This is a genomic window from Paenibacillus dakarensis, assembly GCF_001373415.1.
Taxonomy (GTDB): Bacteria; Bacillota; Bacilli; order Paenibacillales; family Paenibacillaceae; genus Paenibacillus_AQ; species Paenibacillus_AQ dakarensis.
In genome coordinates this window covers 15,427-37,879 of the sequence record NZ_CDSE01000087.1, presented here as the reverse complement: position 1 = coordinate 37,879, position 22,453 = coordinate 15,427, and the positions used below count along the sequence as shown (strand labels likewise).

Here is a 22,453-nt window from a genome sequence, read left to right as displayed (position 1 = left end):
ATTCACGGAATGTTCGTTGATATGTGACATTTTTTTTAGTACACTATCTACTAGCCCGTCTATCGTGTGCTATTCTTCATAGCAAAGAGTATGCCGCGGCTGTGATGGTGACGAAGAAGAGGTGACTGGCAATTATGCTGCAATTTATTCCCGTGCTTGTATTGATGATTTTATTTTTTGTCATGATGTTTGGGATCGGATTTATCCTCAATATGTTAATGAAGACAACCTGGTTTCCATGCTATTTGTTCGTGATTGTCATATTGCCGGCTGTCATTTACAGCTTATGGAACCGGGATGAGACCACCCTTTGGGCACACGTAAGCTCATTCCAGGTGGTGGATTATTTGACAGGTGCAGCGGGTTTGGCGGGAGCCTTTTTAAGCGGCTGGACTATCCAAACATTACGGGTTAAAGGATTTAAAATGTTCTAAAATAAGTGATTTAATCAAATTCTCCCAGATGATAGGCATCGGCGGCTCTCCCGTATTCGGGAGGGTCGTTTTTGTTGCCCGAGAAAATAAGTTCATGAATTCCAGAAATTTTGAACTATGAAACAGACTTAAGGTATTCCTTTTTATGATAGAATAGAGAAGTCTATTTTAGGCGACAGGGGAGGAGCAATCACGATGCGCATGACAAACTTTTTACATTTTACGGAGAACCACCGTTACTGCGTATACCGCGACTTCTGCCTGAGCGGTTTGGATGACAAAATGCTCAGTTCCATTTATCAGCCGATGGTTGGTGCGTTCGGGATCAGCTTTTATCGTCTTCTCATCATGCACGTACCGATGGAGAAGGTCGGATATTCAGCGATCGAGCAGCAGCGTCGACTTTTTTTGACTTTAGGGCTGGAGCCGAGCGAAAAGGGCCGTAGATATTTGATTGAGCAGACGTCGAAGCTCGAAGCCGTAGGACTGCTTCAGACGAGCCGCATGTACGTTCCGGAGACAGATGATTATGTATATGAATATGAGCTTCAAGCACCGCTGTCTCCGTCGGAGTTTTTTAATACACAGCATTTGACATTATTACTGCGGGACAAGGTCGGCAAGTTTGCCGTGATGTCCCTTCGAGAACAGCTGTGGAGCAAGGAACCGCAAGAATGGTCGGGAATATCACTTAATAAAGAGAATATTTCGGTGCCATTTTACGATATTTTTGAATTGAACACCCATGTTATCGATTATGAACTGGAGCAGGCTTTAACCGAAGTGGAGCCCGTGCGCAGTCCTGCCGTACAACAAAGTGTACCCCAGGGTGAGGGCTTGAACTATTCCGATATCATATTGCGTTTTCCGCGTGAGTCCAAAAATCGGGTATTTGTAGAGCGTCTCAGGTATGATCATGAACAGATGGGGATTGTGAATTATGTTGTACGTAAATATGATCTTAGTGTGCAAGATTTATGCCGGCTTTTAGATGAAGATGATATTTTCTCAGGCACAGGTGAAGTGATACTGGATGAGCTTCAGCACAGAGCGAGCCTTCATTTTCGTCAGGGCATGAAGATGCAGGAAAAGCGGCAGATTACAGCCGGGAAGGTTGTAGCGCTGCACCAGGAGCTGAATACAGATCCCGATGCTCCTGCAGAAGAACATGCAGTACAGATGGAGTACTATGTAGAGGTCCCATCCCAGTTTCAATCGAAGTGTGATATCCACCAATATAATATGATGCTTCGCAATGAGCCTTATACGAAGCTTCTTCAGACTTTTTTTCCAGGCACAGTTCCTGCGCATTTTATGGAGATGTTCGAAAAGATCGACCTCAGCTACAAATTGCCGGGTGAAGTGATCAACGTATTAATTCATTACTTAATGTCTCTCATTGCAGCTGGCGGAGAGCAGCGGATCAATCGGAATTTTGTTGAGGCGATTGCTTCCAATATGCTGCTGAAGCAGGTTAACAGTTATGAGAAGGCGGTTCAATATATACGCGATCAAGCCAAGATGAAAGGCAAACAGGCTGCGGCGGCACGTACACGTTCTAATGCCAAGAACGGTAAAGTTAAACCGGAGATTCCTATTGCCCATGAATCTGCTCAGGGCGAGGCCGTGTCGGAAGAGGAATACGAGGAAATGTTGAAGCTTGCTGCAGAGATGCAGGCAAGCAAGAAAAGGGGCGGATAAAGAAATGTCCGTTCTAATAAAAGGAAGGTGAGCAGGTGGACTCTCTAGGTCAATTACTGGAAAGCATGAAGAGTCCGGCGTTTCGTCGTCGCTCAGAGCAAATAGCCGAAAATTTGCTGCATCATCCGCTCATTCTAAGTCTCCGGGCGGAACACCCGGAGCTTGATGAAAAGGTAATGCGAACGAATTTAAGCCGTCTGTACCAATATGTCTCTGATCATGAGCACTGTGAGAATTGCCCGGGGCTGGAGCGGTGTCCTAATGATTTTCAAGGCCACTACAGTAAACTGGATGTTCAGAGTGTGAACGGCACTATGGAGATATATGAGCGGAAAACTCCTTGTGCGCTGCAGATTGCCAAGAACAATGAGGAACAGATTCGGAAGCGGGTGCGGAGCTTTTATCTGGACGAGCGGGCACTCACTGAAGGGTATAATGAGGTTGAAATTATGACGAAGGACCGCCTTCGCGCTCCGGCTGTAACCCAGGTGTTCCGGTATATTCAGGATACCAAGGAAAAGGGGTTATCACCGCGAGGGTTATATCTATCCGGATCCTTCGGAACAGGAAAGACATATCTGATGTGTTATATGCTGCATGAATTAGCAAAAGAGGGCTATACAGGCGTTATAGTATATATGCCGGACTTCGTTGAAGATTTGAAATTCATGATGCAGGACGGGAGCAAGTTAAAAGAAACGGTCGACACGATGAAAAATTGTGATCTGCTTATATTCGATGACATCGGTGCTGAGAATTTGAATCCGTGGGTTCGAGATCATGTCCTTGGAGCCATTTTGAATTACCGGATGAACCGTAAGCCTACTTTCTATACCTCCAACTATCCGCTGGACGGATTGGAGAGGCACCTAAGCTTCACAAGCAAAGACGGGGAGGAAGCGCACAAAGGTCAGCGTTTGATGAACCGGATTTCGCCTTTTGTGGATGCCGTACAGTTATATGGAGAGAATCAACGGGGAAAAATATAAAGCTCGTTATATAAGTTCAGTCATTTGAACATGAAAAAAGTCTGATCCTTTGCCAAAGCGGCATGTGATCAGACTTTTTGGGTTGAAGAGATTTCGCCCTTCACAGAAGAACAATCCCAAGGAACATTAACCAGCGATGAACTTAATAATAACCATAGCGAAGAAAATGACGAACATAAAGCCGAACATGCCGCCAAAGCCCAACATTAAATCGCCAAAATCATTACGTGGTTCTTCATTAATATGCTCCCGAGGATCCATTGCGCGCACGTTAACATCCATGGTGCTTGCCTCCTCAAAGATGAACTGCCGTGTGATGTATCTTATTGACATGATCACCCGGTTTGTACTTGTAGTATAACCAATGAGGAAATCATTTGTAAAGAATGGCTTAACATTCCATGTGGATCACCTATTTCACTTATAGGATAAGGATGTGGTATACTGTAGTGGTTAGCTTAGACATAATTAGTTTAAGCATATAATGGACATTCCTATAAGGAGGAAAAACTCATGGCTATCGTCAATGTATCCGACCAGACTTTTACTAGTGAAGTAGAAGGACAGGGAACGGTTGTAGTTGATTTCTGGGCGCCTTGGTGCGGTCCTTGTAAAATGCTTGCTCCGATTCTGGACGAATTGTCTCAAGAACTCGGCGATGATGTTAAAATTGCGAAAGTGAACGTAGATGAAAATCCTGAATCTGCTTCCCGTTTCGGTGTAATGAGTATCCCAACTCTTATCTTCTTTAAAAACGGTCAGCCAGTCGACAAGGTTGTCGGGTTGAACTCCAAAGAAGCATTGAAAGGCATTATTGCCAAACATCAGTAAGCAAGCATCTTTTAATATAGGATGGACTTGTACCCATATAGCGCCTTCGGTTTCATACCGGAGGCGCTTTGTGTGGTTTTGATATAATTATCTCCTTGGAGAGGAGTGAAAGAATGGAAGATATATCGAAGGAGCATCAGGAACGGGAGAAAGCGATGGAGAATATTCGAAATAAGCTGGCTCTATTGCCCGATCTTCCGGGCTGTTACTTGATGAAGAATAATGAAGGGACAATTATATACGTAGGTAAAGCCAAGGTGCTAAAGAATCGGGTGCGTTCCTATTTTACAGGCAGCCATGACGGGAAGACTCAGCGTCTCGTATCTGAAATCCGCGACTTTGAGTACATCGTTACCGGCAGCAACATGGAAGCATTGATTCTGGAATGTAACCTGATCAAGACGCATCAGCCTCGTTATAATGTACTCTTGAAGGATGACAAGACATATCCTTACTTAAAAATCACGAATGAAGCGCATCCCCGGCTGGAAGTGACCCGGCGGGTGCTTAAAGATAAAGCAAAGTATTTCGGACCCTATCCGAATGCATATGCGGCACAGCAGACCAAAAAGCTGCTGGATCGGATGTACCCCTTGCGTAAATGCGGCGTAATGCCAAAGGAGGTCTGCCTGTATTACCATATGGGGCAGTGTATGGCACCATGTGTTAAGGAGATTCCTCAATCTGCTTATGATGAAATTAGACATGAGATCAGCTCTTTTCTGAGCGGAGGGCATGAAGAAGTCAAAAAGGAGCTCCAGCGCAAAATGCAGGAAGCTGCAGAAGAACTATACTTCGAACGGGCGAAAGAGCTGCGGGATCAAATTATGCATATCGATGCCATTATGGAGAAACAGAAAATCACGACCACGGATACGAAGGACCGGGATGTGTTTGGTTATTCTGTGGATAAAGGCTGGATGTGTGTACAGATTCTATATATGCGCCAAGGGAAAATGGTGCAGCGCAATGCATCTGTATTTCCGTATTATGGTGAGGCATACAGTGATTTTATGTCTTTTGTAGCTCAGTATTACAGTGACAACCCTGCGCTTCCTCAGGAAATCCTTCTGCCTGGACCTGCGGAGGATGATAAGGCTGCTGATGCATCTGCTGCATCCAGTGCCGGGAACGAGGAGACTGCAGTTCAACCTGCAGAACAGACAGATGATTATCTCGGTGAAGGAGCAGGAACCGTGGATGCTGCCGGAGGCGCTGCCGCTCTGCAGGAGTGGATCGGTGTGAAGGTTCACGTGCCGCAAAGAGGATTGAAGCGCCAGATGGTTGGTATGGCGGCACAGAACGCCAAGGTATCGCTGGATGAGAAATTCAGACTTATTGAGCGGGATGAGGAGCGGACAACGATTGCTGCTGCTAATCTGGGCGAGGTTATTGGCCTGGATACGCTGCACCGAATTGAGGCGTTTGATAACTCGAACATTCAAGGGACAAATCCGGTATCGGCTATGGTTGTGTTTATCGACGGGAAGCCGGAAAAGAAGGAGTATCGCAAATATAAAATTCGTTCTGTCCAAGGACCCGATGATTACGGGACGATGCGCGAGGTTATTCGCCGCCGGTATGAAAGAGTGCTTAAAGAGAATTTGCCATTGCCTGATCTCATTGTCGTGGACGGAGGGAAGGGCCAAATCTCAGCTGCCGTAGATGTACTTGAGAACGAGCTGGGACTGTTTATTCCCGTCTGCGGGCTCGTGAAGGACGCAAAGCATAAGACGGCCCAGTTGATGGTAGGGGACCCGCCTGAACCGGTGTCACTTCCACGGGACAGTCAGGAGTTCTATTTGCTTCAGCGGATTCAAGATGAGGTTCACCGATTCGCGATCTCATTCCACCGGGAGCAGCGGGGCAAATCGATGGTTACCTCGAAGCTGGATGCTATTCCCGGCATTGGCGAGAAGCGGCGTAAGCTGCTCCTGAAGCATTTTGGATCAATCAAAAAAATCAAAGAGGCGAGTGTTGAGGATTTCCGGCCGCTTTCTATAGGAGATAAACTGGCTAATGAAATATTGAACGCCCTGCGTGATGAGGAGTCGTAATATACGGCTTCTTTTTTTTATGAAAAAAAACGGCTCTGTCCGGGATGGATGCAGAGCCGTTCTTGATACAAGCTATGAATTTCCTGATAAGTCAGACAGAATGCAGTGTTCGGGAACCATTAAATTTGTAAATTACATAGCCGACAATCGCCGGCAGAACAATATAGAATATTCCCATCCATAAGTTGAAAGTATTATCCATCAGCATGAGGCTGAATCCCATGAGAATACTGTTAAATACGACATGGGCAAATACGGAGGTTAAGTACCCGTACCGCAAGAAGATATAGCTGAACATCAGTCCGATAATGATAAGTTCGATCGGTCTTGAGATGACAGGGTAGATCGGATATAGAGTATGGCCGAGTGCCCAGATTGTAGAGGTGATTAAACTCGCTGCAAATGTGCTCCGTACGATTTTTTTCACCATTTTGATTCCGAACAGGCGATATACAGCTTCTTCTGATATACCCGCTAGCCAGGCCATGAGCGGGAACAGCCAAGGATAGAGCATATTATAAGGTGACTGGGACGCATCTGTCGTTGACCAGGTATGAAGCGTAAGACTGAGAACAATGAAGATTAGAGACTGTGCCCCAAGCAAAATACAAGCCCATATATATCCGAGCTTCATACTTTCCAGCACATATGAACCATAACCGGCTTCCTTGGATCGCGGCCACGGATTTAATCCATCCTCTTTACGCCACAGCCCGCTTCCTCCGACGAGTGAGAAGTACAATAACGCAGAGAAAACAAGCGAATAAATGGTATAAAAAATCATTATCCCCGTTATGCCGGAATCCGACATTCCTTCGGCTTGAAAGACCGGGCGCAGGTTATAGGTATTCAGCATTTGAATGACAAATAGCAGGACGGAAAGAAAAATACCTCTTTTAAACGAAGTATAGGCTCTTGTCTTTACGCTGTATACAATGGCCAATATGCCTAGAACGAGTGTAAATAAACCATAACCAAGCAAGGTAAGCAAGGTCGCGCTCAGTGTCTGCTTCTCAACGTAAGCTGTATGTTCTTTCGGAACGGAAAAGACGGGCTGGTATGACCGCAGCTGGCGGTCCTCGAAGGAGAACTTTAGCTGAAGGTGTGATTCTCCAACAGCTGTATCCGGATCTTGAAATACCAGTCCAGGCTCACCTTCCTGTGTAATCTGTTCCAGATCCGAAGTGTTGTAACCTGCCATCTGGATCCATGGCTCGGCCAGGGCTGTCTTCTCGGCTGCTGACATCTCACCTTCAATCATAAGAAGCATTTGGTTGCGTACGCCGCCGGTCTGCAGCATAGCCCCTTCATAGACCGAATTTGAATATTCATGAGTAAAACCTGAAATTCCCGCATTTTCCATATGTACATCGATGTTTAGAGCACTTCCATCGGCCTGCTTTAAACGAACGCGGTATACATCATACGGATATTTGCTTTGGAATTTTTTATTATACTCCTGCAGCAAATTTTCCTTGGATAAATACCCGTAAACATCTGATTTGGATTGATATGTAACAAGAGGTTCTTCCGAAGTAGTCTTGCTGTATTGCAATTGTTCCTCTGCAAATCGTACTGCTGCTTTTGCCGCTTCTTCCTTGCTGATTAACTCTGGAGATTTGACTTCCAATGAATCAGAGGCTATCGATGGAAGCACTTGAAAAACAAGAAACAGAATTAGGCCGATGACCCCCAGAATCGCTAAAGGCTTTTTGTTTGAGTGAAGCTTTAGAGGGTGTCCCGCTTTATTCATGTAATTCCTCCTCTTTCTGGTAATAGGGTTATAAGTTTCATCTATTATAAGGTTTTCTCATGAAGGTATAGAGCCAATATAACATAGATATGAAAGACAAAAGGAGCTTATCCCCTTTAAAATTATGAAAATACGATGAAAGTAAAGAAAATATTTCGAAAACCTCAGAAAATCATGGGTTACTATTCTAGAATATGCCCAATTCCGTTCTTTTTTAAGATAATTCAAGTCAAAACCGGCTTTGGTATCCATTAGAGATTGCGTTATAATCACATCATGTTAATTGAATAGATCAGCCGAATTTCGTTTTGAAAATGGGGGAACCATTTAATTGGGGTGAATTTCACTTCCTGAAGGAGTGAATAGGGCACCTGTGTTATGCCCGAATCCGTCAGCTAACCTCGTAGGCTGCCACAGGAACCAAACGCTAAGGCACTTGGATTTCCAGTGTCTTTTTTCTTTTGATTTTTTTGAAGAAGGTGAACATGTTGACCTCCAAAATGAAATGGCTTCGTTTCTCACCACCGCAAATTCTTGTGTTCGGGTTTGCGGCAACGATTCTGATTGGAACGATGCTGCTTATGCTCCCCATTTCCAATACGACAGGGGAACCGCTGAACTTTATGGATGCCTTCTTCACAGCGACGTCTGCCACTTGCGTAACTGGTCTGGTTGTGGTGGATACAGGGACGTTCTTCAGTTCCTTCGGACAGGTCGTTATTATGCTGTTGATTCAGGTCGGCGGAGTGGGCTTCATGACGATGGCTACGCTGTTTGCGCTGGTGTTGAAGCGGCGTATTACTTTGAAAGACCGTCTGGTGCTGCAAGAATCCCTGAATCAGTCTGCGATGGCGGGAATCGTTCAGTTAATCCGCAGGGTACTTCTGTACTCTTTTGTGATAGAAACTTGCGGTGCGTTGCTGCTGACCGTGCGCTTTGCATTTGATATGCCGTTTGGAAAGGCATTGTACTATGGTATCTTTCATGCGATATCCATGTTCAATAATGCAGGCTTCGATCTGTTTGGTGATTTCAGAAGTCTGACCGGATTTGTGTATGATCCTCTGGTTAACTTTGTCGTTATGTTCCTGATTGTCTCGGGAGGAATTGGATTTGTCGTCCTGGCTGATCTGGTTGATTATAAAAATAAACGGAAGCTGTCGCTGCATTCTAAAGTGGTATTATCCATGACAGGAACACTTATTCTTATAGGTGCAATTGTTATATTTATCTTTGAATTCACAAATCCAAAAACACTTGGGTCTCTGAACTGGGGCGGCAAAATCCTCGGTTCCTTGTTTCAATCGGTTACGCCGAGGACGGCAGGAGCCAATACGGTGGATATTACCGAGCTGCGTCAGGCTTCTCAGTTCTTCATGGTCATTCTGATGTTTATCGGGGCTTCTCCAGGCTCGACCGGAGGCGGCATTAAAACGACAACTTTCACGATGATGATTGCTGCAGTTATTGCAATGATACGCGGACGGGATGATATCGTATTATTTCGCTTCCGGCTTGTTCAGGAACGGATTCTTAAAGCACTTACGATCACACTGCTCGCACTGCTGCTGATTATCACCGTATCCATGATTCTCTCAACAACAGAGGACAGCAGTTTTCTCTCTATTCTTTTTGAAGCTACTTCTGCATTTGGCACGGTAGGTTTGTCCATGGGACTGACACCTGAATTATCACTCTTCGGCAAGCTGCTGATCAGTATTACGATGTTTGCTGGTCGTCTGGGGCCATTAACGCTTGCCTATGCATTAGGACCTAAAAAGGGTAAAGAATTGTATCGCCATCCGGAAGGAAAAATGATTATTGGATAAGGAGATTGGCTAGAACATGAAATCAAAGCAGTTTGCCGTAATTGGGCTGGGCAGATTCGGGTCAAGTCTTGCACTTGAACTGATGGATTTAGGATATGAAGTACTCGGGATCGACCGGGATGAAGAAGTCGTCGAGGATATGAGTGAACTTCTCACTCACACCGTGGTTGCAGATGCTACAGATGAAGAAGTGCTTAAATCGCTTGGAATTCGGAATTTTGACTGCGGTATTGTGGCGATCGGGGATGATATCCAGATGAGCATTCTCGCCGCGATTCTTCTGAAGGAATTAGGTGTAGACACGGTTGTGGCCAAGGCGGTTTCCGTACTTCACGGCCGGGCATTGCAAAAGCTGGGGGTGGACCGCGTTATTTTTCCTGAGAGAGATATGGGAATACGTGTTGCACATCAGCTTGTTACTCCAAACCTTCTGGATTACATTGAGCTGTCCAAGGATTACCGGATTGTTGAAATGACGGTAACGGAATGTATGGACGGCAAAACATTAAGTGAGCTGAATACACGTGTACGTTACGGAATCAGTGTCGTTGCACTGAATCAGCGTGCGGGTGTTATTGTAGCACCAACGGCAATGGATGTGTTACGTGCAGGTGATATTATGGTCGTCATCGGGTCCAAGGAGAATATTGACCGCTTTGAGGGCGAAGTTGTGAACACTTGAATATATTTAAAGCAAACAACCTGGAGGCTTCCCGTCAGGTTGTTTGCTGTCTGTCCTCATCCAGCTGCCGAAATAACTTTTCCGTCTCAGCGATCCAAAAGGTAGCTGCATTACTGAGCTCGGAAGGATCGCCGAAAATAAGGCTTGTCGTCCGTCTGGTCTCGATCAGTGCCGGAATGTGGATATCCACAAGTCCGTTATCAGACAGCAGCTGCGGACGGAGATATGATTTGGGGAGCAGGGCGGCTGCTTTACAGGTCGGGATGAGGCGCACGATTGCTTCGAACGAATCGATTTCCATACGGATATCCGGCATGATTCCCCACCGGTGAAAGAGATCGTCTGTCAGCTTCCGGTACCAGGTTCCCGTTGAAAATATAATCATTGGCAGACCTTGAAGCTGTTCAATGCCAACGTCCCCGCTTTCAGCCAGTGGATGAGAGGATGGCAGGACAAGCTCCAGATGATCATCAAATAATGGAACACAGTGCAGACCCGGCTGATTGATTGATGAGGCTACAATTCCGACATCCACCCGTTTATCGCGGACAGAGGATACAATTTCATGTGTCTTACCCGTGATCAGCTTGATCTCGGCGGAAGGATGCTTCACCATGAATGCGTTAACCAGGGGCGGAAGTGTGGTCTGAAGCGTAGTAAGACTGGCCCCGAGATTGATTGTAATTTGATCTTCTACGCGATAATGCGCAAGCGTTTGCAAAAACTTTAATTGCTGCTGACGCTGTTCCAAGGCATATGTGTAAGCAAGCTGGCCGATGGAGGTGAGCTCTAGTCGCTTTCCGCGTCTGTTAAATAATTGAACCCCGAACTCATCTTCAAGCTTGGCAATCTTACGGGAGAGGGCGGGCTGCGATAAATTCAGCAGCTTGGAAGCTTTATTAATGCTGGACTGCTCTACAACAACGGCAAATACGTCCAATTCTTCAAACATATTTTCACTTCCTATATTATGCTTATGCGTATAGAGTATAACGGTTAATAATTATATTGCAATTCCATTATAAGAAAAAAAAGAGTAACATGAAACATGACACAGGATGTTCACAGATTCGACGAAATATGTTATGTTTTGTCGTTGTAGGTATGTGGTGTATAAGTAGTGTAGTATTTAGTTAGTTAGGTTTCGTGACGAGTCTTATGAAAACGCTGTTGATCAGAAAGGGGAACGTCAACTGATGAAAGGGTATTATTCCAGAAAGCTACATTCATTGCTTGGTATCATACCGCTGGGAGCCTTCTTGCTTATGCATATGATTACCAATTTCAAGGCTTTCAACGGTGGAAAGGAAGGGTTTGACAAGGGTGTCGAATTTATTAACGGCCTGCCGCTCATATTTTTCCTTGAGCTGCTCCTGATTTGGCTGCCGCTTTTGTACCATGGCGTTTATGGCCTGTATATTGCTTATCAGGCAAATAACAATGTCGGCAACTACAATTATGAACGGAACATTCGCTTTACACTGCAGCGGGTTACCGGAGTCATTACATTTGTATTTATCATCTGGCATATGTACGACACTCGTTTTCAAGTCGCAATTGGCAAGATAACGCATGATGAATTAGGTGCTACTATTCACAACATTGTTAGCAGTCCTATATTATTTGTACTTTATGTAATCGGTATCGTATGTGCGACGTTCCACTTCGCTAACGGCTTATGGGCATTCCTTGTTAGCTGGGGCGTTACGGTAGGACCGCGTGCACAACGCGTTTCCTCTTATATCTGTTTGGGTCTTTTCGTGATAATGAGTGTACTGTTCGTGCTCGCATTGACTGCATTCCGTGATTCGGAGTTTGCGGCTACAGCTTTTATTGATGTGTACAAGACAGTCTTGAGCTAAAAGGGAGTGAACAAAGAAATGGCATCTAACATTATTGTAGTAGGCGGCGGCTTGGCTGGTTTGATGGCAACCATCAAAGCAGCTGAAGCTGGAGCCCATGTTCATTTATTCTCACTAGTACCCGTTAAACGTTCCCACTCTGTGTGCGCACAAGGCGGAATTAACGGAGCGGTTAATACGAAAGGGGAGGGCGACTCTCCTTGGGAGCATTTTGATGATACGGTTTACGGGGGCGACTTCCTGGCGAATCAGCCGCCGGTTAAAGCGATGTGTGAAGCAGCACCGGGTATTATCCACTTAATGGACCGGATGGGTGTTATGTTTAACCGGACACCTGAAGGCTTGCTTGATTTCCGGCGTTTTGGCGGAACTAAACGTCACCGTACGGCATTTGCTGGTGCTACTACAGGGCAGCAGCTTTTGTATGCGCTGGATGAGCAGGTTCGCCGCTGGGAAACAGCTGGTCTCGTAACCAAGTATGAAAACTGGGAATTCCTGAAAGCAGTCATCGATGATGAAGGCATATGCCGCGGTATTGCTGCCCAGGATCTGCGGTCGATGGAGGTTCGTTCATTCCCGGCTGATGCGGTTATTCTGGCAAGCGGTGGACCGGGCATTATCTTCGGCAAGACAACCAACTCGGTTATTAACACAGGCACGGCAGCCAGCGCGGTGTATCAACAGGGTGTACACTACGCGAACGGTGAATTCATTCAGATTCACCCGACAGCGATTCCGGGTGATGACAAGCTGCGTCTGATGTCCGAATCTGCCCGCGGTGAAGGCGGCCGGATCTGGACTTACAAGGACGGAAAGCCATGGTACTTCCTCGAAGAGAAATATCCTGCATACGGAAACCTGGTTCCACGGGATATCGCTACTCGCGAAATTTTCCACGTCTGTGTTGATGAAGGCCTTGGGATCAACGGTGAAAACATGGTTTATCTGGATCTTTCACACAAGGATCCGAAAGAGCTCGACGTTAAGCTGGGTGGAATTATTGAAATTTATGAGAAATTCATGGGCGACGATCCGCGTAAAATCCCTATGAAAATTTTCCCAGCAGTCCACTATTCAATGGGCGGCATGTGGGTTGACTACAACCAAATGACAAACATCCCGGGCTTGTTCGCAGCCGGAGAATGTGATTATCAATTCCATGGTGCTAACCGATTAGGTGCTAACTCGCTCGTATCTGCGATTTATGGCGGTATGGTAGCCGGTCCGAAAGCGATTGAGTATGTGAAGGGCTTGAAGAAATCATCTCAGGATGTTTCATCTTCAGTTTTCGACCGGGCTGTTAAAGAGAACACGGCTAAGTTCGAAAGCCTTCTGAAGATGGAGGGCACAGAGAATGCTTACGTTATCCATAAAGAGCTTGGAGAATGGATGACCAATAACATGACGGTTGTTCGCTATAACGATAAGCTTGAAGCAACAATTGGCAAGATTAAAGAGCTGAAACAGCGTTATAAGAATATTAATATGACGGATACTTCCCGGTGGAATAACCAGGGCGCAGCGTTTACCCGCCAACTGTGGAACATGCTTGAGCTGGCTGAGGCGATGACGCTTGGTGCGCTATTGCGTAACGAAAGCCGCGGCGCTCACTATAAACCTGAATTCCCGGATCGTAATGATGAAGAGTTCCTGAAAACAACGAAAGCTGCCTGGACACCGGATGGTCCGCAAATTTCGTATGAAGATGTAGATGTATCCTTGATCCCGCCGCGTATTCGCGACTATTCGAAAGATTAAGTAAGAAGGGGGATTTGACATGGCTCAAACCACAGCAGCCTCGAAGAGCGTCAAATTTATTATTACCCGCCAGGACAGCCCGGAATCAAAAGCCTATACTGAGGAATTCGAAATTCCATATCGTCCCGGCATGAACGTAATTAGTGCATTAATGGAAATTCAGCGTAATCCGAAGAATGCTCAAGGTCAGTCAACAACTCCTGTCTGCTGGGATTCCAACTGCCTTGAGGAAGTATGCGGAGCATGCTCCATGGTGATCAACGGCAAGCCTCGCCAAGCTTGCGCAGCTCTCATTGATAAACTGGAACAGCCTATTCGTATTCAGCCGATGAAGACGTTCCCGGTCGTTCGCGACCTGATTATTGATCGTAACCGTATGTTTACGGCGCTCAAGAAGGTGAAGGCGTGGATTCCGATCGATGGTACTTATGATCTCGGTCCAGGACCACGTATGCCAGAGAAGAAGCGCCAGTGGGCTTATGAGTTGTCGAAGTGTATGACTTGCGGTGTCTGCCTTGAAGCATGCCCGAATGTCAACGAGAAGACGGATTTCATTGGTCCGGCTGCGATTTCACAGGTTCGTCTCTTTAACGCTCATCCAACAGGCGAGATGAATAAGGAAGAGCGCCTGGAAGCCCTGATGCAGGATGGCGGTATTGAAGGCTGCGGTAACTCACAGAACTGTGTGCGTTCTTGTCCTAAAGGAATTCCGCTTACGACTTCCATTGCAGAGATGAATAAGGAAACAACGAAACATCTGTTCAAACGCTGGTTGAGTGTGTAAGAACATTCCAGCTGCGTAAGAACGTTGAGAATCATGAGAGAGCGCTTGTCCCTGATGCATATGCATTCGGACAAGTGCTCTTTTTTTACACAGGATGTAATGGGAGGGGAAACGGTTGATTATTGAAAAGCCAATTACAATAGAGGATATCAGTTCTGACTTAAGACAGCTGGGAGTGAGGCCCGGCATGACGCTGTTGGTTCATTCTTCTTTAAAGAGTCTGGGCGGATGGATTGTAGGCGGGGCGGAGGCGGTAATCATTGCACTAGAGGACGTACTGGGGGATAAAGGGACATTGGTTATGCCTGCACACTCCGCTGATTTAACGGATCCATCAACATGGCAGAACCCGCCGGCAGATCCCAGGTGGTGGCAGATGATTCGCGATTCCATGCCTCCATTTGACGCGGACTTTACTAAGACATCATACGTAGGAGTTATTCCAGAAACGTTTCGGAAGCAGAAAGGGGTTATTCGCAGCGCGCATCCTCATGTTTCTTTTACGGCAAGAGGGCGAAATGCTGAGATAATAACCAGTTCCCATCCGTTATCTTATTGTTTGGGTGACAATTCACCGCTAGCCAAGCTATATGATCTGGGGGCTTATGTACTGATGTTAGGATCAGCATATGAGAATAATACATCCTTTCATCTGGCAGAATACCGGGCGAAGTGGGGCGGTAAGAAGGAAGAATCGTTAAGTGCTCCAATCCGAAGGGAAAACAACCGAACGTTATGGGAAACATTTTACGATATTAACTTTAACTCGGATGATTTTGAACAGATTGGAGCAGCTTTTGAAGCAGATTGTAAAGAAGGAGAAGGTTACACCCGGGGGCTTGTTCAGAACAGCAGATGTGTACTGGCACAACAACGGTTGATGGTGGATTATGCAGTAAAATGGTTAGAGGAAAATCGAATCGAATGAAGGCTGCGAAACTCCTCGCGCTCCGAATGAGATCGGTGAGCCAGCACAGAGAAAAGCACACCAGGATAATATCCGGATGTGCTCTATTTTAAGGCTTCATCAATTTACGGAGCAGCTTAAGACCATCTTTACCAGGGTAACGGAAGCTGAAGTCGAATTTATTGGTCTGATGTAGAATGCTCTTCATATGAGAGAAGGTATCGAAGCTGTGCTTGCCGTGATAAGCACCCATTCCGCTTGCACCTACGCCCCCGAATGGAAGATAAGGGGTAGCCAGATGCATCAGGGTGTCATTTATACACCCGCCGCCGAAGGATATCTCTGACATGATCTGCTTTTGGACACCGGCATCATTCGTAAACAGATAAAGCGCGAGCGGCTTAGGTCTGGCATTAACCGTGGCAATGACTTCGTTCAGATCATTGTAAGTAAGAATCGGGAAAATAGGCCCGAAAATTTCATCCTCCATAACAGGCATATCCCATGTGATATCATCGAGTAAGGTCGGCTCTATGAGAAGGTTACTTTCATCATAATTACCACCGTGGCGAACAGAACCATTGTCAAGAAAATGGGATAACCGTAAAAAATGCTTCTCCGATACGATTCGGCCGTAATCCGGGTTCTTAAGAGGTGACTCGCCATAAAACTCCGTGATGGCTTCTTTCATATACTGCAGAAGAGGCTCCTTAACACTTTCATGCACGAGCAGATAGTCTGGCGCAACACACGTCTGGCCTGCATTGGTAAACTTCCCGAACACAATTCGTTTCGCAGTCAGCTTCAGTGAAGCGTCCCGATGCACGATACAAGGACTCTTGCCTCCAAGTTCCAAAGTGACGGGCGTGAGATGTTGGGAAGCCGCCTGCATGACGATTTTACCGATTCTAGTACTGCCTGTAAAAAAGATATAATCCACCGGCTGCTGGAGCAGACAGGTGCTCGTGTCCGGTCCGCCTTCCACAACGGCTGCATACGATTCAGGGAATGTATCTTTAATGAGTGCCGAGATCACGGCCGAAACAGCAGGCGTTAGCTCGGATGGTTTAATCACAGCTGTATTTCCTGCTGCCATGGCTCCGATGAGAGGCGAAATGGCCAGCTGCCAGGGATAGTTCCATGGAGCAATAATAAGCACTGTCCCGTAAGGCTCAGGAAGAATCCTTCCGCGGCTTCCGATATGCGTCAGTGCCGTTTTAACTTTACGGGGCTTAGCCCATTGATGGATATTACGAATCACATAGGAAAGCTCTTTGTACACAATACCGATTTCCGTGGTGAATGATTCCTGTTCGCTTTTATTTAAATCCGTTCGCAGCGCCTGGATCACCTCGGCTTCTTTTGCTATTAATGCACTGCGCAGTTTCTTCAACTGTGTGACCCGGTAATGAATATCTCTGGTCGTACCTGATTTAAAAAAACGGCGCTGGGCTGAAACCAAATCCTCAATGGAATTGTTTAGGTTCATAAGGGAACTCCTCTCTGCCCGATTTTCTTGGACATAGGGCAATGATGCACTCTTTCTCTCTCTATGATTATAAAGGAGGCTGAAGGAAAATGAAAAATGGCAATCATGTATCGACGCATGATTTTTGTTACACAAATGAAATATATCTGTTATGAAACTCTAACAGCGGCAGGGTAAACTTATCACATGACCCCCTTTTGAGAATATATAAATGGTTTTGGACCCAGAGTTCTGGGTCTCTTTTTTTTGTATGAACATAAAAAAAAGCGGAAGGACAACCGCAGCCCCTAATTAAAGAGGGACGGTTACCTTCCGTTTTTGCTTGTAGTATACCCACTCTTTAAATCCTATATCTTTCAGTGCTGCCGCCACTTCTTCGAACTCGTCCCCGACCCGGGATGGTTTATGGGCATCGGAGCCGAATGTAACCTCAACTCCATGATAAAGAGCACGTTCCAATATGGCGTTGGAGGGGTACCACCCGCCGCTTAGTTTGGTTTTGCCAGAGGTGTTAATCTCAATTGCTATACCGCATTCGGCTATCACCTTTAATGTTTCTTCCAGTGCGTCTTCGGTCATAATGTCAGTGAAGGAAGGATAGTTTCCTTTCATGGCATCAATATGTCCAAGAATCTGGAACATGCCGCTGCGGGCCGATTGCCGGATGAGAGAGAAGTACTCTTCTTTCACGGCTACCTTCTGTTTCGAACCAAGGTTTTTCCATCTATTCTTGTTAAAAATACTTACACCGCTGACCTGATGAACGGAGCCGATGATGTAATCGAATGGATATTTTGAAAGAGTCTGAAGATAAACTTCAGCATGCTGAGGAAAAAAGTCAGATTCAATCCCGAGCAGTACATCGATCTTCCCCTCATATTCCTGCTTCAATTGAAGGACCTCATCTACATAGTTCGCCAGTTCCGCCTTGCCCATGGCAATGTAAGGAAAGGGCTGGTCTTCCGGGCTCCCAAAGTAAGGCGTGTGATCGGATATGCCAATGACCCTAAGGCCGGAGCTTATCCCTGCCTCAATGTATTCTCTGATGTTACCGTCCGCGTGTCCGCAGCGGAAATGGTGCGTGTGCAGATCGAATTTCATGATGTCCTCCTTAAAAAAAAGAATATTCAATACTTATTCGCTGCTGATGAACTGGGTTTCCGGCATTCCCTTCAGGTCGCTTATAAACTGACGCATGGCCGAGCTGACGTATCTTCCGCTTTTATAAATAACGCCGACAGGATGGCTGACCTCCAGCTCGGTAAGAGGGACAATCTTCAGTGAGCCATTTCGAAGCTCAGATGAAACGGATTGCTTGGATATAATCGCCGCTCCAAGATTAATCTCGACCATTCGCTTAATCTCCTCGCTGCTGGACAGCTCCATAACCACTTGTGGCTGAATGCCATGAGAATGCATAACTTCATCAGCAAATCTTCGACCGACGGTATCTTGGGTCAACAAGATGAGAGGTGTTTGGCCAAGGACTTCGATTTCTGCTTTGCTTGCTTTGGCTAAGGGATGCTGCGGAGAAACGACAAGTTCAAAGGAGTCATAAAACAGAATAGAGGAGTTAACATTAGGATTCCGTTCAATTAGATATCCAATTCCAATATCGATAAGGTTATTCTCAACACTGTGATAAATTTGGGAAGAGGCCATGGATTGGATCGTTGTCTTGATATGCGGAAATTGATCCTGGAAATAAGAGAGCACACGCGGCAAAATTTGAATAGCTATCGATGTGGTCGTTCCCAGCCGAATATGACCCTGAGGGATCTGTTCCAAATCGGCCAGTCTTTGTTTCATCTCATCTACAATTCTCAGGATATGCTCAGCGTGTTCTACAAACACCTGGCCCCGATCCGTTAATGTAACAGGCTGGCTTCGATCCACAAGCACGGTTTTGAATTCATCTTCGAGGCTCTTGATTTGAGCCGACACGGCCGGCTGGGTTAAATTAAGTAATTCTCCCGCTTTACGAAAGCTCATCGTCTTGGAAATGGTGATAAGCGTCTCCAGTTGGCTAATGTTCATGGCCGTCCTCCTAACATGATTTCATAGGTTCCGTGACTTTAAAGCGTTATAGTTTACTTATAAATTATAGGTTATTATGCAATGAGGAGCAATGTGAAGCTTTTCATTCAGCATGATGCATGCACTTTTTAGCCAGTTCTAAGCGGACTGGTTTTATTTTTTTTCATGATTCGGTCGATCATTATTCAATGATGATGAGTAAAAACCGATAATAATAAGGTTGCAACACGGACTACGACTAAAGAACTACATAGCAAGCAATTCATTCGACATTTTTCTTGTATTTCCAGAAGATTATGTCTTTAAGCGTTAATTTATGATGATTTATTGCAGGGTATACATTATAATGATTGTACCAATATTTGAATGGGACTTTGGGACCCTGACCACAAACCCAGTGAAAGGGGATTAATCGGTTGTGAAAGCGGAAGTAATCAATCCTTTTTTAGAATCCGCAAGACGCGTCATTGAACAGGTCATACAGGTCTCGCCTTCCACAGGCAATCTCGGGGTTAAGGAGATATCTTTAATCGATAACCATATTTGGATTCAGATAGGCATGACCGGGCAAATGAATGGCGATATTGTATTCGGATTACAGGAGCAAGTGGCATTGCGTATGGTTTCAGTAATGATGGGCGGATACGTACTGACTGAAATGGACGAAATGGGACAGAGCGCAATTTCGGAACTTGGTAATATGATAAGCGGCAATGCCAGCACCATATTATTCAATCAAGGGGTCAGTGTAGATATTACACCACCTAAAGTTATTAGATCGGTGAACGTAACAGATTTCGCCCGCAAGAAGGCACTAAGCATTCCACTTCTTATGGACGGAATTGGAGAACTGGATATTCAAGTCATGATTTCTTAGAATAGAGAAGAGAGCAGTCCTTTGCTAACGGATGTGTGGCTAGTCGTAGACCGCCGGACTGCAGGGAGGAAGAAGAAATCATGCTTGAGAATAAAGTGATTGTTATTACCGGAGCATCCAGCGGTATCGGTGCCATCACAGCCGAGATGCTATCAAGTGAAGGCGCTTATGTGGTTCTTGCCGGCCGTTCGGAAGAGCGTCTAAAGCAGGTCGGAAGCCGAATGAAGGGTCCCCATGAGCTGGTGCAGCTTGACGTGCAGAATACATATCAGGTAAAAGAGGTATTTGATCAGATTGAGGACAAGCATGGCAGAATAGATGTGCTTGTGAATAATGCCGGGTATGGTATTTTTGAAACATTCCTCGAAATGCCGCAAGACCAGTTTGAAGATATGATGGATGTTAATTATATGGGGATTGTACGCTGCACTCAGGCTGTCCTGCCTGGAATGCTTGAGCGAAAAGATGGGCACATCGTCAACATCGCATCCATGGCCGGCAAGATGGGCTCAGCGAAATCAACAGCATACTCGGCAACGAAGCATGCGGTTTTGGGATTAACGAATTCTCTGCGCCAGGAGCTGCGGGGAACGGGGATAACGGTTTCAGCAGTAAATCCGGGGCCGATTGATACGCCATTCTTTTCGATTGCCGATCCATCAGGCGGTTATGTGAAGAATGTGAGCTGGTTTATGATGAAGCCAGAACATGTGTCAGGGCGTATCGTTACATTAATCCGCAAACGCAAGGACGAGATCGATCTGCCGAAGCTGGCAGGTGTCGGCATAAGGCTTTATAATCTGTTTCCGCGTCTGGTTGACCGGCTGTCATACCGGTGGATGAATAAGAAATAAAATAGACGAAACCCAGCATGGATGAATGGAGCCGGCTCTCTTGAGCCGGTTTTTTGGACTGCACAGATGTATTGAAATCAAAATGCATTAAGCTTCATTTGGTGGGAGCTTCTGTTTTAGCATATAATGAAACATGAGTGAACAATACTCATAGATAAAGGATGGACAAACCTATGACTTCAACGACATTTATGAACCTCGGTATTGACGAGGATTTGGCCGCCCGTTTGGGCGAGTTTGGAATACATACGCCTTCACCTGTGCAGGCAGAGACGATTCCGCAAGTACTGGAAGGCAAGGATGTATTGGCAACTTCCCAGACAGGAACCGGAAAGACATTAGCGTATTTACTGCCTGTGCTTCAGAGTATTGATACCGATAGTAAGGCTGTACAAAAAGTGATATTGGCACCAACCCAGGAGCTTGCGATCCAGATTGTCCGGGAAGGGGAGCGTTACGGAACCTACAGAGGAATCGGGGTCCTTGGGCTCATTGGAGGCGCTTCGGCGAAACGCCAGCTGGAAAAGCTGAAGCTGCATCCTCAGTTGATCGTGGGTACACCCGGACGTGTGCGCGAGCTGATTGAAATTCGGAAGCTTAAAATGCACGCCGTAACGACCATCGTTGTGGATGAGGTGGATCAGGTGTTTAATCTGGGGGCTGCAGGCGATGTGGAGCGGATTCTCCGAAGTGCAATGCGGGACCGCCAGCTTGTGTTCCTGTCAGCTACAGTAAGCCCTCAAACCGCAGAATTGGTCAAACGGGAAATGGACAGACCGATAGAGATTGGTATTAATCCTGAGCAAAGAACTCCATCAGCATTGGAACATTACTACTTCGTGAGTGAAGATCGTGACCGGGTTGATATGGTGCGCCGAATTGTTCGTCACTATAAGCCGGACCGTGCAATTGTATTCGTGAATGCGACTGCCGATCTCGCTGAAGTAGAAGCCAAGCTGAATTTTGTAGGACTTAGCGCCGCGGCATTGTATGGGGATGCGGACAAAATGACACGCAGCAAAGTGTTGAATGCCTTCCGCGAAGGCCGTACACAGCTGCTGGTCGCTAGTGATGTGGCAGCAAGGGGACTCGATATCGAGGGACTTGGTATGGTCATAAACTATGATCCCCCGCTGAATGCCGAATTTTATACTCACCGTGCCGGACGAACAGGACGTATGGGACGCAGCGGGCTGGTCATCTCGGTCGTAACGGACCGTCAAATCTTTATCATGCGAAAATTCAGTCGTGAGCTTGGCATTTCGATTGAGGAGAAGGCTATGTTTGGCGGAAAGGTTAGATCACCCAGGGATGCGGCTTCGGGTTCGGTGATTCGCAGCTCGAGCCAGGCTTCTCCGTCTCCGGCAAGAGAACGCACGGAGCCGAAGCGGCATGGTAATAACGGAAATCAGGCGAAGTTACCCGGAAAGAAGAGTCCTTCAGCGGAATCGGGTAAGGTATCTAAGCCCCGGCAGAATGAGCGGGAGCGCGACCGTAAGAATAAGGGTGCCCCGAAATGGTTAAAGAATAAGCCGCCTCAAGGTTAGGCATAAGTAAGGTTCTAGGAATATTATATTGTCCAGCGCTCTCAGCTTACGTATGGAATAAA

Annotated in this window: 20 protein-coding genes and 1 riboswitch; of the genes, 14 read left to right on the top strand and 6 right to left on the bottom strand. The window is 46.2% G+C overall.

Annotated features, from left to right (window positions below; translation table 11 throughout):
* The first annotated feature begins 134 nt into the window (after positions 1-134).
* The 3 genes from BN1234_RS18820 (at position 135) to dnaI (ending at position 3,124) form a co-directional block, all read left to right on the top strand.
* Positions 135-434, top strand: coding sequence for a YuiB family protein (locus tag BN1234_RS18820; RefSeq protein ID WP_082423288.1), 300 nt, complete (start codon positions 135-137; stop codon positions 432-434).
* Between the two features lie 195 nt (positions 435-629).
* Positions 630-2,135: a replication initiation and membrane attachment family protein gene (locus BN1234_RS18815; protein ID WP_054958184.1), complete on the top strand. Its 1,506-nt coding sequence runs from the start codon at positions 630-632 to the stop codon at positions 2,133-2,135.
* 35 nt (positions 2,136-2,170) lie between these two features.
* The gene (gene dnaI / locus BN1234_RS18810; RefSeq protein ID WP_054958183.1) at positions 2,171-3,124 is read left to right on the top strand and encodes a primosomal protein DnaI; all 954 of its coding nucleotides are present in this window, start codon (positions 2,171-2,173) and stop codon (positions 3,122-3,124) included.
* A 126-nt stretch (positions 3,125-3,250) separates the two neighbouring features.
* Here dnaI and BN1234_RS22340 read toward each other — a convergent pair whose 3' ends face one another.
* Positions 3,251-3,406, bottom strand: a complete 156-nt coding sequence (locus BN1234_RS22340; protein ID WP_156337274.1) for a YqzM family protein — start codon at positions 3,404-3,406, stop codon at positions 3,251-3,253.
* A gap of 231 nt (positions 3,407-3,637) precedes the next feature.
* Between BN1234_RS22340 and trxA the strand changes: the two genes are divergently transcribed.
* Together trxA and uvrC are read left to right on the top strand one after the other, a co-directional pair.
* Positions 3,638-3,955, top strand: coding sequence for a thioredoxin (gene trxA, locus BN1234_RS18805; RefSeq protein WP_054958182.1), 318 nt, complete (start codon positions 3,638-3,640; stop codon positions 3,953-3,955).
* Positions 3,956-4,068: 113 nt separating this feature from the next.
* A complete protein-coding gene (uvrC, locus tag BN1234_RS18800) occupies positions 4,069-6,012 on the top strand; it encodes an excinuclease ABC subunit UvrC (RefSeq protein ID WP_054958181.1) in 1,944 nt (647 codons plus the stop codon).
* A gap of 91 nt (positions 6,013-6,103) precedes the next feature.
* On the opposite strand, the gene BN1234_RS18795 is transcribed toward uvrC, so the two are convergent.
* Positions 6,104-7,765 carry a CPBP family intramembrane glutamic endopeptidase gene (locus BN1234_RS18795; RefSeq protein WP_054958180.1) on the bottom strand — a complete coding sequence of 554 codons (1,662 nt, stop codon included), beginning with the start codon at positions 7,763-7,765 and terminating at the stop codon, positions 6,104-6,106.
* Between the two features lie 284 nt (positions 7,766-8,049).
* A riboswitch (cyclic di-AMP (ydaO/yuaA leader) is annotated at positions 8,050-8,190 on the top strand.
* A 60-nt stretch (positions 8,191-8,250) separates the two neighbouring features.
* Here BN1234_RS18795 and BN1234_RS18790 point away from each other — a divergent pair.
* Both BN1234_RS18790 and BN1234_RS18785 read left to right on the top strand, forming a co-directional pair.
* The gene (locus BN1234_RS18790) at positions 8,251-9,594 is read left to right on the top strand and encodes a TrkH family potassium uptake protein (RefSeq protein ID WP_156337273.1); all 1,344 of its coding nucleotides are present in this window, start codon (positions 8,251-8,253) and stop codon (positions 9,592-9,594) included.
* A 16-nt stretch (positions 9,595-9,610) separates the two neighbouring features.
* Positions 9,611-10,276, top strand: a complete 666-nt coding sequence (locus BN1234_RS18785; protein ID WP_054958179.1) for a potassium channel family protein — start codon at positions 9,611-9,613, stop codon at positions 10,274-10,276.
* A gap of 34 nt (positions 10,277-10,310) precedes the next feature.
* Here the strand turns inward: BN1234_RS18785 and BN1234_RS18780 are convergent, their stop codons facing one another.
* Positions 10,311-11,228, bottom strand: a complete 918-nt coding sequence (locus tag BN1234_RS18780; RefSeq protein WP_054958178.1) for a LysR family transcriptional regulator — start codon at positions 11,226-11,228, stop codon at positions 10,311-10,313.
* Between the two features lie 244 nt (positions 11,229-11,472).
* Between BN1234_RS18780 and BN1234_RS18775 the strand changes: the two genes are divergently transcribed.
* The 4 genes from BN1234_RS18775 to BN1234_RS18760 all read left to right on the top strand — a co-directional run bounded on the left by BN1234_RS18775 (position 11,473) and on the right by BN1234_RS18760 (position 15,608).
* On the top strand, positions 11,473-12,138 hold the full coding sequence (locus BN1234_RS18775; RefSeq protein ID WP_054958177.1) for a succinate dehydrogenase cytochrome b558 subunit: 666 nt from the start codon (positions 11,473-11,475) through the stop codon (positions 12,136-12,138).
* An 18-nt stretch (positions 12,139-12,156) separates the two neighbouring features.
* Positions 12,157-13,896, top strand: a complete 1,740-nt coding sequence (sdhA, locus tag BN1234_RS18770; RefSeq protein WP_054958176.1) for a succinate dehydrogenase flavoprotein subunit — start codon at positions 12,157-12,159, stop codon at positions 13,894-13,896.
* 19 nt (positions 13,897-13,915) lie between these two features.
* Positions 13,916-14,680 (top strand): succinate dehydrogenase iron-sulfur subunit, encoded by a 765-nt coding sequence (gene sdhB, locus BN1234_RS18765; protein ID WP_054958175.1) that lies wholly within the window; start codon positions 13,916-13,918, stop codon positions 14,678-14,680.
* Positions 14,681-14,795: 115 nt separating this feature from the next.
* Positions 14,796-15,608, top strand: coding sequence for an AAC(3) family N-acetyltransferase (locus BN1234_RS18760; protein WP_054958174.1), 813 nt, complete (start codon positions 14,796-14,798; stop codon positions 15,606-15,608).
* A gap of 88 nt (positions 15,609-15,696) precedes the next feature.
* On the opposite strand, the gene BN1234_RS18755 is transcribed toward BN1234_RS18760, so the two are convergent.
* The 3 genes from BN1234_RS18755 to BN1234_RS18745 all read right to left on the bottom strand — a co-directional run bounded on the left by BN1234_RS18755 (position 15,697) and on the right by BN1234_RS18745 (position 19,113).
* Positions 15,697-17,076 (bottom strand): aldehyde dehydrogenase, encoded by a 1,380-nt coding sequence (locus tag BN1234_RS18755; RefSeq protein ID WP_054958173.1) that lies wholly within the window; start codon positions 17,074-17,076, stop codon positions 15,697-15,699.
* 291 nt (positions 17,077-17,367) lie between these two features.
* A complete protein-coding gene (locus tag BN1234_RS18750; RefSeq protein ID WP_054958172.1) occupies positions 17,368-18,177 on the bottom strand; it encodes a histidinol-phosphatase in 810 nt (269 codons plus the stop codon).
* Positions 18,178-18,210: 33 nt separating this feature from the next.
* On the bottom strand, positions 18,211-19,113 hold the full coding sequence (locus tag BN1234_RS18745) for a LysR family transcriptional regulator (RefSeq protein WP_054958171.1): 903 nt from the start codon (positions 19,111-19,113) through the stop codon (positions 18,211-18,213).
* A 418-nt stretch (positions 19,114-19,531) separates the two neighbouring features.
* Between BN1234_RS18745 and BN1234_RS18740 the strand changes: the two genes are divergently transcribed.
* From BN1234_RS18740 to BN1234_RS18730, 3 genes are all read left to right on the top strand, one after another.
* Entirely contained in the window at positions 19,532-19,990 is a 459-nt protein-coding gene (locus tag BN1234_RS18740) for a chemotaxis protein CheX (protein WP_054958170.1), read from the top strand.
* 80 nt (positions 19,991-20,070) lie between these two features.
* Positions 20,071-20,844 carry an SDR family NAD(P)-dependent oxidoreductase gene (locus tag BN1234_RS18735; RefSeq protein WP_054958169.1) on the top strand — a complete coding sequence of 258 codons (774 nt, stop codon included), beginning with the start codon at positions 20,071-20,073 and terminating at the stop codon, positions 20,842-20,844.
* Positions 20,845-21,017: 173 nt separating this feature from the next.
* Positions 21,018-22,391, top strand: coding sequence for a DEAD/DEAH box helicase (locus BN1234_RS18730; RefSeq protein WP_054958168.1), 1,374 nt, complete (start codon positions 21,018-21,020; stop codon positions 22,389-22,391).
* Positions 22,392-22,453 lie beyond the last annotated feature (62 nt).

Excerpts from the sequence above, each read along its gene's own strand:
- BN1234_RS18745 (WP_054958171.1), bottom strand. The coding sequence starts at position 19,113 with ATGAACATTAGCCAACTGGAGACGCTTATCACCATTTCCAAGACGATG.
- BN1234_RS18815 (WP_054958184.1), top strand. The coding sequence starts at position 630 with ATGCGCATGACAAACTTTTTACATTTTACGGAGAACCACCGTTACTGC.
- BN1234_RS18755 (WP_054958173.1), bottom strand. The coding sequence starts at position 17,076 with ATGAACCTAAACAATTCCATTGAGGATTTGGTTTCAGCCCAGCGCCGT.
- BN1234_RS18730 (WP_054958168.1), top strand. The coding sequence starts at position 21,018 with ATGACTTCAACGACATTTATGAACCTCGGTATTGACGAGGATTTGGCC.
- BN1234_RS18785 (WP_054958179.1), top strand. The coding sequence starts at position 9,611 with ATGAAATCAAAGCAGTTTGCCGTAATTGGGCTGGGCAGATTCGGGTCA.
- BN1234_RS18780 (WP_054958178.1), bottom strand. The coding sequence starts at position 11,228 with ATGTTTGAAGAATTGGACGTATTTGCCGTTGTTGTAGAGCAGTCCAGC.
- BN1234_RS18735 (WP_054958169.1), top strand. The coding sequence starts at position 20,071 with ATGCTTGAGAATAAAGTGATTGTTATTACCGGAGCATCCAGCGGTATC.
- BN1234_RS18775 (WP_054958177.1), top strand. The coding sequence starts at position 11,473 with ATGAAAGGGTATTATTCCAGAAAGCTACATTCATTGCTTGGTATCATA.
- BN1234_RS18750 (WP_054958172.1), bottom strand. The coding sequence starts at position 18,177 with ATGAAATTCGATCTGCACACGCACCATTTCCGCTGCGGACACGCGGAC.
- BN1234_RS22340 (WP_156337274.1), bottom strand. The coding sequence starts at position 3,406 with ATGGATGTTAACGTGCGCGCAATGGATCCTCGGGAGCATATTAATGAA.
- BN1234_RS18790 (WP_156337273.1), top strand. The coding sequence starts at position 8,251 with ATGTTGACCTCCAAAATGAAATGGCTTCGTTTCTCACCACCGCAAATT.
- uvrC (WP_054958181.1), top strand. The coding sequence starts at position 4,069 with ATGGAAGATATATCGAAGGAGCATCAGGAACGGGAGAAAGCGATGGAG.
- BN1234_RS18795 (WP_054958180.1), bottom strand. The coding sequence starts at position 7,765 with ATGAATAAAGCGGGACACCCTCTAAAGCTTCACTCAAACAAAAAGCCT.
- sdhB (WP_054958175.1), top strand. The coding sequence starts at position 13,916 with ATGGCTCAAACCACAGCAGCCTCGAAGAGCGTCAAATTTATTATTACC.
- sdhA (WP_054958176.1), top strand. The coding sequence starts at position 12,157 with ATGGCATCTAACATTATTGTAGTAGGCGGCGGCTTGGCTGGTTTGATG.
- trxA (WP_054958182.1), top strand. The coding sequence starts at position 3,638 with ATGGCTATCGTCAATGTATCCGACCAGACTTTTACTAGTGAAGTAGAA.
- BN1234_RS18820 (WP_082423288.1), top strand. The coding sequence starts at position 135 with ATGCTGCAATTTATTCCCGTGCTTGTATTGATGATTTTATTTTTTGTC.